Here is a 13,782-nt window from a genome sequence, read left to right on the forward strand (position 1 = left end):
TGGGGTTTTGGTCAACGGTGCCGACGGAACCATCCGAAGGACACCCATAACCGGTGGGCCGATTGTCCGTGCGCTTTTCTTCCGACGGCGCGCACAGGACTTAAGGCCTTTTCTCATTTCTGGAATCAACATGACTGAAAGTTTTGCCGAACTGTTTGAACAGAGCCAACAGGCTATCTCCAAGCTGAAGCCGGGCGCGATCGTCACGGGCATCGTTGTGGAAATCCGCAACGACGTCGTCGTGATCAACGCTGGCCTGAAGAGCGAAGGCATCGTCCCGATCGAGCAGTTCAAGGACGAGAGCGGAGAGCTGGAAGTGCAGGTGGGCGACGAGGTGAAGGTTGCCCTCGACGCACTGGAAGACGGTTTCGGCGAGACCAAGCTCTCCCGTGAGAAGGCCAAGCGTTCCATGGTATGGGACGACCTCGAGCAGGCCTTCGACAAGGAAGAGACCATCACCGGCAAGATCTCCGGCAAGGTCAAGGGTGGTTTCACCGTCGACATCAAGGACGTCCGCGCATTCCTGCCGGGCTCGCTGGTCGACGTCCGTCCGGTCCGCGATCCGGTTTACCTGGAAGGCAAGGACCTCGAGTTCAAGATCATCAAGCTCGACCGCAAGCGCAACAACGTGGTCGTCAGCCGCCGTGCCGTCGTCGAGACCGAGTTCTCCGAGGAGCGCGAGAAGCTGCTTGAGCGCCTGACCGAAGGCGCGGTGGTCAAGGGCACCGTCAAGAACCTCACCGACTACGGCGCGTTCGTGGACCTGGGTGGCATCGACGGCCTGCTGCACATCACCGACATGGCGTGGAAGCGCGTGCGTCATCCGTCCGAAGTCGTCAACGTCGGCGACGAGCTGGACGTCCGCGTGCTGAAGTACGACCGCGAGCGCAACCGCGTGTCGCTGGGCCTGAAGCAGCTGGGCGACGATCCGTGGGTCGCCATCGCCCGCCGCTACCCGGTCGGCAGCCGCCTGTTCGGCAAGGTCTCCAACGTCACCGATTACGGTTGCTTCGTCGAGATCGAGCCGGGCGTCGAAGGCCTCGTGCACGTGTCCGAAATGGATTGGACCAACAAGAACGTCAACCCGGCCAAGGTGGTGCAGGTCGGTGACGAGACCGAGGTCATGGTGCTGGACGTGGATGAAGAGCGTCGCCGCATCTCGCTGGGTATCAAGCAGACCCGCTCGAACCCGTGGGAAGCCTTCGCAGCGATGCACAAGAAGGGCGACAAGGTGTCCGGTCAGATCAAGTCGATCACCGACTTCGGCATCTTCATCGGCCTGGACGGCGGCATCGACGGCCTGGTCCACCTGTCCGACATCTCCTGGCAGGTTTCCGGCGAAGACCTCGTGCGCAACTTCAAGAAGGGCGACGAGATCGAGGCCGTGGTGTTGGCCGTTGATCCGGAGCGCGAGCGCATCTCCCTCGGCATCAAGCAGATGGAGCAGGATCCGTTCGGTCAGTTCATGGCGACCAATCCGCGCGGCACCATCGTCAATGGCACCGTGAAGGAAGTCGACGCCAAGGGTGCGGTGATCGACCTGGGCGAGGGCGTCGAGGGTTACCTGCGCGCCAACGACATCGCCAAGGAGCGCATCGACGATGCCACGCAGCATCTGAAGGTGGGCGACAAGGTCGAAGCCAAGTTCACCGGCATGGACCGCAAGGGCCGCCAGCTGCAGCTGTCGATCCGCGCCAAGGACGAAGAGGAGCTGCACGACGCCATGGCGGAGTACTCCTCGAACGCCTCCAGCGGTACGACCAAGCTCGGTGCGCTGCTCAAGGAACAGCTCAACAAGGCTGACTAAGCTTGTAGCAAGCGTAAGTACGGCGGGGCGGCGTTCGGCCGCCCCGTTTGGTTCACGTCACGGACATTGGGGACCCATGACCAAATCCGAACTGATCGAGGCGCTGGCGCGGCGTCAGACCCACCTTGCGTTCGCCGACGTGGAGTTGGCGGTCAAAAGCGTGATCGAACAGATGAGCCACGCCCTTTCGAGTGGCGAGCGCATCGAGGTGCGCGGTTTCGGCAGCTTCGCGCTGCACTACCGTCCGCCGCGCATGGGCCGCAACCCCAAGACCGGTGATGCCGTGGCCCTGCCGGGCAAGCATGTACCGCATTTCAAGCCGGGCAAGGAATTGCGCGAGCGAGTCAATATGGACCTGGATTGATCTCCCGCCTGGCGGGGCTCACGACAGGTAGATGAAGGCAGGCGGCGTTGAGCCGTTCCTGCCTTCTTTTTTTGCGGGGTCGTAAGGTTGCTGCTGAAAACGATGACGGCCCGCAGGGTTCCTGAAGAAGACCTAAGTGCACGCCTGTGACGGTCATGGGCAATCGGGTAAAGTCGCCGCATGCGACTGATCGTGACGTTGATCCTCCTGCTGTTCATTGCCGCCGGCATCGTGCTGGGCGCACTCAACGCTGATCTCATTGGCTATGACCTGGGCTTCACCCGTGTCGAGCTGCCCAAGGGAGCGGCCCTGCTGCTGGCCCTGGTGATCGGCTGGCTGCTTGGTGGGCTTACCGCCTGGCTCGGGGTCAGCAGCAAGCATCGCCGCCTGCGGCGCCGGGCATCGTCTGGCGCCGACAAGGCCAAAACCTCGTCGGCTGGTGCATGAGCGCTCTTCTGTATGTCCTCCTCCTGCTGGTACCTGCGGCGTTCGCCAGTGGCTGGTGGACGGCCCGCCGGGCCGGCGTCAGGCGTTCCGGCGCCCAGGTCAGCGAGCTCTCTTCGGATTACTTCCGCGGCCTGAACTACCTGCTCAATGAAGAGCAGGACAAAGCGATCGAGGTTTTCCTCAAGCTGGCCGAATACAACCGCGACACGGTGGAAACGCACCTGGCGCTGGGCAATCTGTTTCGCCGTCGTGGCGAGGTGGATCGCGCGATTCGCCTGCATCAGCATCTGGTATCGCGTCCCGGCCTATCCGACGCCATGAAGACCGTCGCCTTGCTCGAGCTTGGCGAGGACTATATGCGCGCGGGCTTGCTTGATCGCGCCGAGACCTTGTTCTCGGACCTGGTCGCGATGGACGCGCATGCGCCGTCGGCACTGCGCCATCTGATCGCGATCTACCAGCACGAGCGCGACTGGCACAAGGCCATCGAGCATGCGCGCCGGCTGGAGGCGATGACCGGCGAAGACGAGGCCGGCATGATCGCGCAGTTCTACTGCGAGCTGGCCGAGCAGTCGCGGCAGCATGGCGCCCGCCAGGAAGCCCGCGAGTACCTGCGGCAGGCCTTCACCTGCCAGGCCGATTGCGTGCGTGCCTTCATGCTCACCGGTCGGCTGTATGCCGAGGAAGGGCAGCATGCGGAGGCGGCCAAGGTTTATGAGCAGGCAGTCGAGGCCGATATCGCCTTCGTGCCCGAAATTCTGCCGCCCTTGCTCAACAGCTATGCGCGCTCCCAGCAAATGGAGCACGCCGAACATTTTCTGCGGGAAATCCTCGAGCGCTATCACGGCATCTCGCCGGTGCTCGCGCTCACCCGCTTGTACCAGCAGCGCGATGGCGAACGGACGGCCATCGAGTTCCTTACCTCGCAGTTGCGCCAGCGCCCCTCCGTGCGCGGTCTGATGGCCTTGATCGACGCGACCATGGACAAGATCGAGGGTGAGGCGCGCGAGAACTTCCTGATCCTGCGCGATCTCACCAAGAAGTTGCTCGAGGGCCAGGCCATGTACCGCTGCAGCCGCTGCGGTTTTGGCGCCAAGGCCCATCACTGGCAGTGCCCGAGCTGCAAGAGCTGGAGCACGATTCGTCCGATCCACGGCGTCGCCAACGAATGAGGTCGGCATGACGTCTTCCTCGCTGGCGATAGGGATGGTGCTGGCTTCGTTGTCGATCGCCTTGCTGGTGGTGCGCGGCGCGATTGCCTATGCCCATCGGCAGGGCTTGATGGACCTGCCCGGGCAGCGTCGCTCGCATTCGATTCCTACGCCTCGTGGCGGCGGCATCGGCATCGTGGTCGCCGCGTTGCTGACGATGCCGGCCAGCTTTTACCTGCTGCCCGAGGCATGGCCGGCGCTCGTCGCCCTGGCGCTGGCGGTTTCCACGATCATGGTCGCCGCCGTGGGTTGGTGGGACGATCACCGTTCCTTGCCGGTCTTGCCGCGCCTGGGCATCCAGCTGCTGTCGTCGGCGCTGTTCGGGGTGGCCTTGGCCGCCACCGGCTTGTCGTGGTGGTGGCTGCCGCTGCTGATGCTCGCAGGAGCCTGGAGCATCAACCTGCACAATTTCATGGATGGCATCGACGGCCTGCTGGCCCAACAGGTGATCTTTGTCGGCAGCGGCCTGGCCCTGCTGGCATGGGCAGTATCCCAAACGGCCCTGGCGGTGGCTGCCGCATGCCTGGCGGCGGCAGCGCTGGGCTTCTGGCGCTACAACCGGCCGCGGGCGCGGATTTTCATGGGGGACGTGGGCAGCGGCACCATGGGGTTCCTGCTGTTTGCCCTTACCGGGCTGCTCTGGCGGGTGGATACCAGCCTGTTATGGCCGGCCGCGATCCTCAGTTCATCTTTTGTAGTAGATGCCAGCCTTACTCTCTTGGGCCGTATGGTAAGTGGCCGTCGTTGGTACACTGCGCATCGCGAACACCTTTATCAATGGCTGGTTCGCAGTGGATTCACGCACGCGTCCGGGGGCGCGTGCTATCTGGCGTGGAACGTGTTGGTTGCGGCCCCGTTGGCGGCGCTGGCATGGTCCTGGCCTGAGGGGGCGGCGCTGATTTGCGTGGGTGCGTACCTGGTAGCGATCACTGTATGGATACTCATGAAACGTCAGTGTTTAAAGCGCGTTTTGCACAAGGGCGGGCATGTCGCTTAACAAGCTAATCGGGGTCATTCATCCGCGCACCGCCGTGGTGCTGCATGACCTGTTCATGGCGGCGCTGGCCTGGTGGGTAGCCAAGGCGCTTCGATATGCCTTGATCGACGATTCGGCGATCAGCTTTCATTTGCTTGAGTTCCCGCTGGTATTGCTGGTGCAGGGCGCGGTGCTGAGCTGGACCGGCCTGTACAAAGGCGTCTGGCGCTTCGCCAGCCTGCCGGACCTGTGGAACATCCTGCGCGCGGCGATTCTTGGCGCCTTGGCCATTGCGGCGGCCCTGATCCTGTATAACCGCCTGGCCGACGTGCCGCGCTCGGTGCTGCTGCTTTACCCGATGGTTCTGGCCGTCCTGCTCGGCGCGCCGCGACTGGCCTATCGCTACTGGAAGGACAGCCGGGGCGAGCTGTTGCAGGCGAAGCCTCTGCAGCGCGTGCTGATTGTCGGTGCCGACCGCGCGGGCGAGGCGTTGTCGCGCGACGTGCAGCGCGACAACGGCTACACCGTCGTGGGCTTTGTCGACGACAAGGAAAGCCTGCGTGGCGCGAGCATCAACGGTCGCCCGGTGCTTGGGCGCATCGATCAGCTGCCCGAACTGGTGCGCGAAGTGGCCGCCCAGATGCTGCTGATCGCCATGCCAGGCGCGTCCACCCAGGAAATGCGCCGCGTGGTCGAGCTTTGCGATCAGAGTGGCCTTCCTTATCGCACCATTCCCAAGCTCGAGGATGTCGTCTCGGGGCGCGCGCATTTCAACGAGATCAAGGAAGTCGCCATCGAGGATCTGCTCGGCCGCGACACGGTCGAGCTGGATTGGACGGCCATTCGCGTCACGCTCACCGATCGCCGCGTGCTGGTGACCGGCGGCGGTGGCTCGATTGGTTCGGAACTGTGCCGCCAGATCGCGCGGCTGGGGGCGCAGTCGCTGTGCGTGGTCGACAACAGCGAGTTCAATCTCTACAAGATCTCGCAGGAGTTGCGCGCCGAATATCCGGAGCTGATCTACGAAAGCATTCTGGCGGACTGCGGCGACGCCGCCGCGATGCGCAAGCTCTTTGTCGAATACAAGCCGCAGGTGGTGTTCCATGCCGCGGCCTACAAGCATGTGCCGATGTTGCAGGGGCAGGTGCGCGCCGCATTCCGCAACAACGTGCTGGCCACGCGCAACGTCGCCGACCTGTCCGATCGTCATCAGGTTGAATGCTTCGTCCTGATCTCCACCGACAAGGCCGTCAACCCGACCAGCGTGATGGGTGCCTGCAAGCGCATGGCGGAGATCTGGTGCCAGAATCTCAACGAGCACTCGAGCACGCATTTCATCACGGTGCGATTCGGCAATGTGCTGGATTCGGCGGGCTCGGTGGTGCCGTTGTTCCGTCAGCAGATCCGCAATGGCGGCCCGGTGACGATCACCCATCCGGAGATCTCGCGTTACTTCATGACCATTCCCGAGGCTTGCCAGCTCATCCTGCAGGCGGCCAGCCTGGGCAAGGGCGGCGAGATTTTCGCGCTGGACATGGGCGAGCCGATCAAGATCCGCGACCTGGCCGAACAGATGATTCGTCTTGCGGGACGCAAGCCCGGTACCGAGATACCCATCATCTATACCGGTCTTCGCGCCGGCGAGAAGCTGTTCGAGGAACTGTTCCATCCCCTGGAGAACTACAGCGAGACGACGCACGCGAAGATCTTCCTCGCGCAGTATCGCCCGGTGAGTTGGGACCTGTTGAATGTACAGATGGCCAAGGCGGCCGAGGCCGTGACGGCCTATGACGAGGACACGTTGCGCCACTGCGTATCCACCTTGTTGCCGACGTTCCGCTGGAGCGATTCGGTGCAAACGGGCAATGTGGTGTCGCTGCGTCGCAATGAATCAGGAGAGAAGTAAGTGAGCAAGCCTTTGCGCAAGGTGGTTTTCCCCGTTGCCGGCCTCGGCACGCGTTTCCTGCCCGCTACCAAGGTGGTGGCCAAGGAAATGTTGCCGGTGTTGGACCGACCGCTTATCCAGTACGCGGTAGACGAAGCGGTGGACGCCGGCGCCGACACGCTGATCTTCGTGACGAATCGCTACAAGCACGCTATTGCCGACTATTTCGACAAGGCTTATGAGCTCGAGGCGAAGCTGCAGGAGAAGCGCAAGGACGAGCTGTTGGCGCTGGTGCAGGGCACCTTGCCCAGGCATGTCCGTGCGATCTTCGTCACCCAGCCTGAGGCGCTTGGCCTCGGCCACGCCGTGCTTTGTGCCAAGCCGGTGGTCGGTGACGAGCCGTTTGGCGTGGTGCTTCCCGACGACCTTATCTGGAACCAGGGCAAGGGCGCCTTGCGTCAGATGGCCGAGCTGGCAGAAAAGCAGGACGCTGGCGTGATTGCCGTGGAAGAAGTTCCGCCAAGCGATACCGACAAGTACGGCATCGTCGATGCCACGCCTGTCGACGAGCGTAGTGCGCGGATTCGGCACATGGTGGAAAAGCCGAAGCCGGCCGACGCGCCGTCGAATCTGGCGGTCGTGGGCCGCTACGTCCTGCCCGGTCGCATCTTCGAGCTGCTGGAGCAGACCACGCCGGGTGCGGGTGGCGAAATCCAGCTGACCGATGCCATCGAGGCCTTGCTCAAGGAGCAGGGCAAGGTCTTGGCCTATCGCTTCGAAGGCACCCGCTTCGACTGCGGCAACAAGGCTGGCCTGGTGCGCGCCACTATGCATATGGCCATGCAGGATCCCAAGCTTGCCCCCGTGGTACGCGAGTTCATTGCCGAACTCTGAGGCTCATGCTCGGTAACCGCCACCGCCCCTCGGAGGTCGGTGGCGCGACTGGCTATCTTCTTGGCCTCAATCACGAGCCAGTCAACTTGCCGTAGGCGAGGCGGTGGACGCTTGTGCAAGCGTCAGGCGCGTCCAATCGCCGCTTTGACGAACGCAATCTGCATGAACGCGGTGCCCGACCTGCGCGCCAGAGGCTCGACTCCGACACAGCGACAGGGACGGACAAGGGCCTGGCCCCGGCGCGACCATGCCAGGCGTGACGTCGTGGCCGGCTCACTCGCCTGCGTTATGCTTGCCCGTCTTCACCGAGGCAGGAACGCGCACGACGCATGACCCCGTCACCGGCACCTTCTTACTATCGCGCCACCGCAACGCGTTATGAGCCCTTTGCGCCACTGCAAGGGCAGGCCGATGCACGAGTGGCCATCATCGGTGGCGGCTATGCGGGCCTGCATACAGCGCTTGGCCTGGCCGAGCGTGGTGTGCGCGACGTTGTCCTGCTGGAGCGCGAGCAGATTGGCTTCGGCGCGTCCGGTCGCAATGGCGGCTTCGTCTTCGGTGGTTACTCGCTCGGCGAACAATCGTTGTTCGACCAACGTGGCGAGGCGAGGGCACAAGCGCTGTTCAAGCTCACCACGAATGCAGTGGAGCGCATTCGTCAGCAGGTGGCCCGCTATGCCATTCCCTGCGATGCCGTCGACCAGGGGGTGATCTGGGCCAACTGGTTCAGAGACCCTGCCGTGTTGCGTGTACGCCAGGAGTTGCTGGCCAGGCACTACGGCGTGGAGTGGGATTGGCTGGCTCAGGACGAGTTGCGCGAACGCATCCGGACGCAGCGCTATTTCGACGGACTCTACGAGCGCAACGCGCTGCATTTGCATCCGCTCAACTTCGCGATCGGGCTGGCCGGCGCTGCCGCGGCGCAGGGCGTGCGCATTCACGAGAATACGGATGTGTGGAAATTGTGCCGCGATGGCAATCGCTGGCGGATCGAAACGGCCCAGGGCGCGGTCCACGCGGACCAGGTCGTACTCGCCTGTGGCGGTTACCTGGCTGGACTGCGACGGCAGGTCGACCGGGCCATCCTGCCGATCGCCACGTACGTGATGGTAACCGAGCCACTGGGTGATCGCCTGGCCGAATGCCTGCACACGCAGTCCGCCATTTACGACACGCGCTTCGCCTTCGACTACTACCGGCCATTGCCCGACACGCGCTTGCTGTGGGGAGGGCGTATTTCCGTCCGCGATCGCTCGCCGGGGGCGGTGCAAAAACTACTCATGCGTGACCTGCTGCGGGTATTTCCACAGCTGAAGGGAACCCGGGTCGATTACGCCTGGTCGGGACTGATGAGCTACGCCCGCCACCAGATGCCACAGATAGGCGCGACCGAGGATGGCCTGTGGTGGGCGCAGGCGTTTGGAGGTCATGGCCTGGCACCCACCTGCGCTGCTGGCGACCTGTTGGCTTCCGCCATCGCAGAGGGTGATGACCGCTGGAAGCAGTTTTCCGACTACGGACTGGCGCGCACTTATCGGCCATTCGGCTATCTCGGCGCACAGTCGACTTACTGGTGGGAGCAAGGCAAGGACTGGTTCAAGACGAGGCTGGAAGGATGAGTGAAGCAAATACGCCCGCCCTGGCGGAAATCAGTTGGGCCGATTTCGAAAAAGTGCTGCTGGTCGTCGGCACGGTTGTCCGCGTGGAACCGTTCCCGGAAGCGCGCAAGCCGGCTTGGAAGGTGTGGGTCGATTTCGGTGCCTATGGTGAAAAGAAAACCAGCGCGCAGATCGCCCAGCTTTACGCTGCCGAGGATTTGCTGGGTCGACAGATCGTAGGCGTGATCAACTTTGCCGAGAAACAAATCGGTCCGTTCCGCTCGCAGTTCCTGTTGACCGGTTTCCATACCGACGAAGGCGTCGTGATCACGGCGGTTGAGCGCCCCGTGCCGAACGGCACGCGACTGGCTTGATCCGTCGCCTGCTGCGTGCTACCGGCTTCGCTCCTGCGTACTGTCCAGCCAGACACCCAAGCCCTGCGCATTGAGCTCGATGTCCATGCCCAAAATTTCAAGCAGTGCGGCGCGGTCACCGTGCCAGCCATGCGTGCGTGCGCGAGTGCCATACAGGTCGCTGAGTGCCGACCGCATCCGCTGGTGCCGTTGCGTGGCATCGCCGCCATCCTGTTGTGCGGCATGAGCGATCGCTACCATGGCGTCTATCTGCGCGTGCAAGTCAAGCGCCAGCCGCTCGACGTCCGTCACGCGACCATAGTGCGTGAGGTACATCGCTTCCGGCTTCAGCGCTACGAGTCGACGGAGGGACGCATGCAAGGCGTCGGGATCGAACTGCACCGGCGACGTGGTTGGCAGGACGAACGGTCCCTTCGCCGTATCGAACTCGCGATAAGACAAACCAAAGGTGTCCCCGGTGAAGCAGGCGTTTGCCTGTTCGTCATAAACGCATAGATGATGGCGGGCATGTCCTGGCGTATCCAGGCAAAGCAGCTTGCGTCCGGCGAGTTCCACGACATGGCCAGCGGGGGCCTCCACCACCCGATCGGCGGGGATCGGGCGCAACCGTCCGTACGTCGATTCCATCACCGATTCGCCATAGACTGCGCTGGCACCAGCCCATAGTTGGCTCGGGTCCACCATGTGGCGAGCACCGCGCGGATGCACCAGCACTTTGGCAGCAGGCAACCGCGCCATCAGCTCACCGGCGCCACCGGCGTGATCAAGATGCACGTGAGTGAGAATCAGCCAATCGACATCGGCGGGGGCCAGCCCAGCATCCTGCAATGCATTGAGCATGCGCGGCACGCCATGATTGGTTCCGCAGTCGATAAAGGCGCCGCGTCCGTGTTCAACCATGAGATAGGCCGCATCGAACTGTGGACGGACAAAGCCGGTATCGATGGTGTGAATGCCGTGGCTCATGGCTGACCTCGCGGGGGACGATTCAAGCGAGGTTAGCAAGCTACGCCTTGTGAGGCACCCCCAGTTGATCGAGCGCCGGCAAGCAGAACACCTGCCGGCCCTGACGGGTATGACGATTACGGGGCTGTATCGACCAGTACCAGTTCGGCATCGTCGAGTGCCGTGACAGTCAGCGTCGATTCGTCACGAATGGCGGCCCCGTCGCGCGTGTCGAGCGTTACGCCATTGACCTCAACCCTGCCTTTGGACGGCACCAGATACGCGAGGCGTTTCGGACCAAGCTGATACTCCGCCTTCTCGCCGGCCTTGAGTGTCGCGCCGAGTACGCGCGCATCCGTACGCAGGGGCAGGGCATCCGCGTCGTCCTTGAAGCCGCTGGCGAGCGCGACGAAGCGACCCGAGCGTTCGCCAACCGGGAACGGCTTGGTACCCCACGACGGCGGGTTGCCCTGCTGGTTCGGAATGATCCAGATCTGGAAGATGCGCGTGGTGCCGGGTTCAAGGTTGTACTCCGCATGCGTGATGCCGGTGCCCGCACTCATCACCTGCACGTCGCCCGCGATCGTGCGGCCCTTGTTGCCCAGGTTGTCCTGATGGGTGATGGCGCCCTCCCGTACATAGGTGATGATCTCCATGTCGCTATGAGGATGCGGCGGAAATCCTGTCTGCGGCGCAATCGTGTCGTCGTTCCAGACACGCAGCGCGCCCCAGCCCATGCGGGAAGCATCGTAGAAATTGGCAAAGGAGAAATGATGCTTGGCGTTGAGCCAGCCGTGGTCAGCTCCGCCCAGGGCATCGAAGGGTCGACGTTCGATCATGCTGTACTCCTTTGAACTGGCTGCGCCGGATTGGCAAGGCACCAAGATAAGGTGCCGCACGCACAACACCAACGGTTGTTCGAGGAACGGACTGTTGCGAAAAGCACGCCCAATGCGCAGCCTTGCCGAGCATTTGCGATGCTGTCGTGAAAGCCGTCGGGCGATGGTGGCGTTTACGCGCGCCGGCGGGTCCTCCTCGTCTCGGTGGACGCCAGCCAGGCATGAAAAATTGCCTCCAGACCCTTCACAAATCCGATCGATCTGCTATTATTTCTGACTCTGATGCGGGAATAGCTCAGTTGGTAGAGCACGACCTTGCCAAGGTCGGGGTCGCGAGTTCGAGTCTCGTTTCCCGCTCCAGTTTCCAGCAAACCTCGGCCTTCCCGGGGTTTTGTTTTTTAAGCGGGTAGTGACCACGTTTTCAGGTTACGATCCGTGCGCGATGGCCTGGTGGCAGAGTGGTCATGCAGCGGCCTGCAAAGCCGTGTACGCCGGTTCGATTCCGACCCAGGCCTCCATTGCGCAGCGAGCAAAAACCCGCCCAACGGCGGGTTTTTTGTGGCCAGGGTGACGGCGGCTTTGCCCTAGGCTGGACGCGGGCGCATGTTAGGATGCGCAGCCTCAAGCATCCCGCCCGGATGGCGAAATTGGTAGACGCAAGGGACTTAAAATCCCTCAACCGCAAGGTTATGCGGGTTCGACCCCCGCTCCGGGCACCAAGTAGTCCTCCAAGGATGTTCACCATGCGTATCGGAATAGCAGTCTTCGTGGCTGTGACGATGGTGGGGTGCGCCAGTGCCGGTGGCCTTGAGCAACGCAAGCCGACGTTTGAGGCCAGCACGACAAAGGCTGACAAGGCGTACGCCATGTGCGTCGTCGCTCACTGGATCAAGATCGCGCCTGCGGCGCACGCCGTGGAGGCCGAAGACGGTTTCCGGGTGATCGTTCCCGATCCCGCGGCCGGCATCGATGAGCTCCTTATCGTGCGCAGCAGGGCGAATGGGGCTGACGTGGCACTACACGAACGCATCGAGATTCTTGCCATGAGGGCGTACCGCGATACGGCGCGGGCCTGTCTTTGAGCACCTGCGAGCAGCGTCGAGGGGCAAGCCCATGCCGGCCCGGGGAAGGGAGCCGGACTAAAGACGGCAGCTGGCTCCGCCTGAACGTAGGTGGCAGTGTGCAGTTCCCTTGGGCACCGCGTAGGATGTCTGCCCGATGTAAATTGCAGGAGCAATCATGTCAGTGGTGAGGCTTCTCGGACCCTACGATGATCGCGTCGCCGCCGAACTGGCCGAGGGCTATGTGGTCGGCACCTGTGCGGGCGACTGCGTGATTGGGCAGGGAGCATCCATCACGGGTGTCTTTCGGCGCCTCGGCGAGCAGCGATGGACCGATGGGCATGGTCAAGCCATCGTCGTGAATGTCGAGGATTTCGACCTTGACGAGGCTGCTCTCAGGAACTGGGCGACGGGAGTGGAGTAAGCGCTCCACGCGTGGACGCATGCGTCGTAAGTTGGCAATAGCATCCGACCGACCCACCGCAAGGTCATGGTCCCGTGGAAGGGCATCTCCGGATGCTCCAACGAAAGTCGTTGTAGGCGAATGCTCCATCGCGACGTAGGATTCAATCGTAAATTAGCTTCGTGGTCGCTCTGGTGGCTTGCGCAAAGCCATCTCGCAGCCTATGTTCAAAGGCTCAACCCACGGAGGGAATCCGGTGATCAAGGTAGTTTTGATCGACGATCACGAGCTGGTGCGCACGGGATTCAGGATGATCCTGCAGCAGCAGCCGGACATCATCATCAGCGGCGAAGCGGGCACGGCCGAGGAGGGCATGCGCCTGATTCGGGCCAAGGCCCCGGACATCGCCCTGGTCGACGTACACATGCCTGGCATGAGTGGCATCGAGCTTACCGAGCGCGTCGCACGCTCCAAGCTGCCGACCCACATCATTATTGTGACCGTCGTGGACGATGCGCGCTTCCCAAAGCGCCTGCTCGACGCGGGCGCGCTCGGTTACCTGACCAAGGGTTGCGCATCCGAGGAACTGCTGGACGCCGTGCGTCAGGTGGCCGTCGGGCGTCGTTACCTGGCGCCGACGGTGGCGCAACAGCTGGCGCTGGCGACCCTCGACGGCGAAGGCTCGCCGTTCGATGCCTTGTCCAGCCGCGAACTCGAGGTAGCCATGATGCTGGTACGTGGCAAACCGCTCACCACCATCGGCGAGCAGTTGAATCTCAGTCCCAAGACCGTCTCCACCTACAAACAACGCCTGATGGAGAAGCTGAAAGTGGACCATGTGATCAGCCTGGCACACTTGATGACCATTCATGGGCTACTGGACACGCATAACAACCACGTCGGCGGCTAGGCTGATCAAGCAGCTAGGGGCATGAAAAAAGCCGGACATGAGTCCGGCTTTTTTGTGTGGCATGAACG

General features: G+C 62.7%; 14 protein-coding genes and 3 tRNA genes. 15 read left to right on the forward strand and 2 right to left on the reverse strand.

All coding sequences use genetic code 11. The features are described from left to right. Positions 1 to 130: 130 nt before the first annotated feature. The 9 genes from rpsA to OUZ49_RS15220 all read left to right on the forward strand — a co-directional run bounded on the left by rpsA (position 131) and on the right by OUZ49_RS15220 (position 9,556). Positions 131 to 1,807 carry a 30S ribosomal protein S1 gene (gene rpsA / locus OUZ49_RS15180; RefSeq protein WP_266151343.1) on the forward strand — a complete coding sequence of 559 codons (1,677 nt, stop codon included), beginning with the start codon at positions 131 to 133 and terminating at the stop codon, positions 1,805 to 1,807. Positions 1,808 to 1,883: 76 nt separating this feature from the next. Continuing rightward, a complete protein-coding gene (locus tag OUZ49_RS15185; RefSeq protein ID WP_266151344.1) occupies positions 1,884 to 2,171 on the forward strand; it encodes an integration host factor subunit beta in 288 nt (95 codons plus the stop codon). A 180-nt stretch (positions 2,172 to 2,351) separates the two neighbouring features. Next, positions 2,352 to 2,618, forward strand: a complete 267-nt coding sequence (locus OUZ49_RS15190) for a LapA family protein (protein WP_266151345.1) — start codon at positions 2,352 to 2,354, stop codon at positions 2,616 to 2,618. Then, positions 2,615 to 3,790, forward strand: a complete 1,176-nt coding sequence (gene lapB, locus OUZ49_RS15195) for a lipopolysaccharide assembly protein LapB (protein WP_266151346.1) — start codon at positions 2,615 to 2,617, stop codon at positions 3,788 to 3,790. Before OUZ49_RS15190 ends, lapB begins: the two co-directional genes overlap by 4 nt. Positions 3,791 to 3,797: 7 nt before the next feature. Further along, a complete protein-coding gene (locus tag OUZ49_RS15200; protein WP_266151347.1) occupies positions 3,798 to 4,826 on the forward strand; it encodes an MraY family glycosyltransferase in 1,029 nt (342 codons plus the stop codon). Further along, positions 4,816 to 6,711, forward strand: a complete 1,896-nt coding sequence (locus tag OUZ49_RS15205; RefSeq protein ID WP_266151348.1) for a polysaccharide biosynthesis protein — start codon at positions 4,816 to 4,818, stop codon at positions 6,709 to 6,711. Before OUZ49_RS15200 ends, OUZ49_RS15205 begins: the two co-directional genes overlap by 11 nt. After that, entirely contained in the window at positions 6,712 to 7,584 is an 873-nt protein-coding gene (galU, locus tag OUZ49_RS15210; RefSeq protein ID WP_266151349.1) for a UTP--glucose-1-phosphate uridylyltransferase GalU, read from the forward strand. Between the two features lie 329 nt (positions 7,585 to 7,913). Next, the gene (locus OUZ49_RS15215) at positions 7,914 to 9,203 is read left to right on the forward strand and encodes an NAD(P)/FAD-dependent oxidoreductase (protein ID WP_266151350.1); all 1,290 of its coding nucleotides are present in this window, start codon (positions 7,914 to 7,916) and stop codon (positions 9,201 to 9,203) included. Then, positions 9,200 to 9,556 (forward strand): tRNA-binding protein, encoded by a 357-nt coding sequence (locus OUZ49_RS15220; protein WP_343214930.1) that lies wholly within the window; start codon positions 9,200 to 9,202, stop codon positions 9,554 to 9,556. Before OUZ49_RS15215 ends, OUZ49_RS15220 begins: the two co-directional genes overlap by 4 nt. An 18-nt stretch (positions 9,557 to 9,574) precedes the next feature. Here OUZ49_RS15220 and OUZ49_RS15225 read toward each other — a convergent pair whose 3' ends face one another. Together OUZ49_RS15225 and OUZ49_RS15230 are read right to left on the reverse strand one after the other, a co-directional pair. Beyond that, on the reverse strand, positions 9,575 to 10,522 hold the full coding sequence (locus OUZ49_RS15225) for an MBL fold metallo-hydrolase (protein WP_266151351.1): 948 nt from the start codon (positions 10,520 to 10,522) through the stop codon (positions 9,575 to 9,577). Positions 10,523 to 10,638: 116 nt separating this feature from the next. After that, on the reverse strand, positions 10,639 to 11,340 hold the full coding sequence (locus OUZ49_RS15230) for a pirin family protein (RefSeq protein ID WP_266151352.1): 702 nt from the start codon (positions 11,338 to 11,340) through the stop codon (positions 10,639 to 10,641). Positions 11,341 to 11,624: 284 nt separating this feature from the next. Here OUZ49_RS15230 and OUZ49_RS15235 point away from each other — a divergent pair. The 6 genes from OUZ49_RS15235 to OUZ49_RS15260 all read left to right on the forward strand — a co-directional run bounded on the left by OUZ49_RS15235 (position 11,625) and on the right by OUZ49_RS15260 (position 13,714). Beyond that, positions 11,625 to 11,700: transfer RNA gene (locus tag OUZ49_RS15235), tRNA-Gly, on the forward strand. An 84-nt stretch (positions 11,701 to 11,784) separates the two neighbouring features. Next, a tRNA-Cys gene (locus OUZ49_RS15240) sits at positions 11,785 to 11,858 on the forward strand. Between the two features lie 114 nt (positions 11,859 to 11,972). Next, positions 11,973 to 12,059 (forward strand) — tRNA-Leu (locus OUZ49_RS15245). Positions 12,060 to 12,074: 15 nt separating this feature from the next. Beyond that, positions 12,075 to 12,422 (forward strand): hypothetical protein, encoded by a 348-nt coding sequence (locus OUZ49_RS15250; protein ID WP_266151353.1) that lies wholly within the window; start codon positions 12,075 to 12,077, stop codon positions 12,420 to 12,422. A 157-nt stretch (positions 12,423 to 12,579) separates the two neighbouring features. Next, complete coding sequence (locus OUZ49_RS15255; protein ID WP_266151355.1) at positions 12,580 to 12,825, forward strand: hypothetical protein; 246 nt, start codon at positions 12,580 to 12,582, stop codon at positions 12,823 to 12,825. 235 nt (positions 12,826 to 13,060) lie between these two features. Beyond that, a complete protein-coding gene (locus OUZ49_RS15260; RefSeq protein WP_266151357.1) occupies positions 13,061 to 13,714 on the forward strand; it encodes a response regulator in 654 nt (217 codons plus the stop codon). The last annotated feature ends 68 nt before the right edge of the window (positions 13,715 to 13,782 follow it).

The sequence above is a fragment of the Dyella halodurans genome, from assembly GCF_026283925.1.
Taxonomy (GTDB): Bacteria; Pseudomonadota; Gammaproteobacteria; order Xanthomonadales; family Rhodanobacteraceae; genus Dyella; species Dyella halodurans.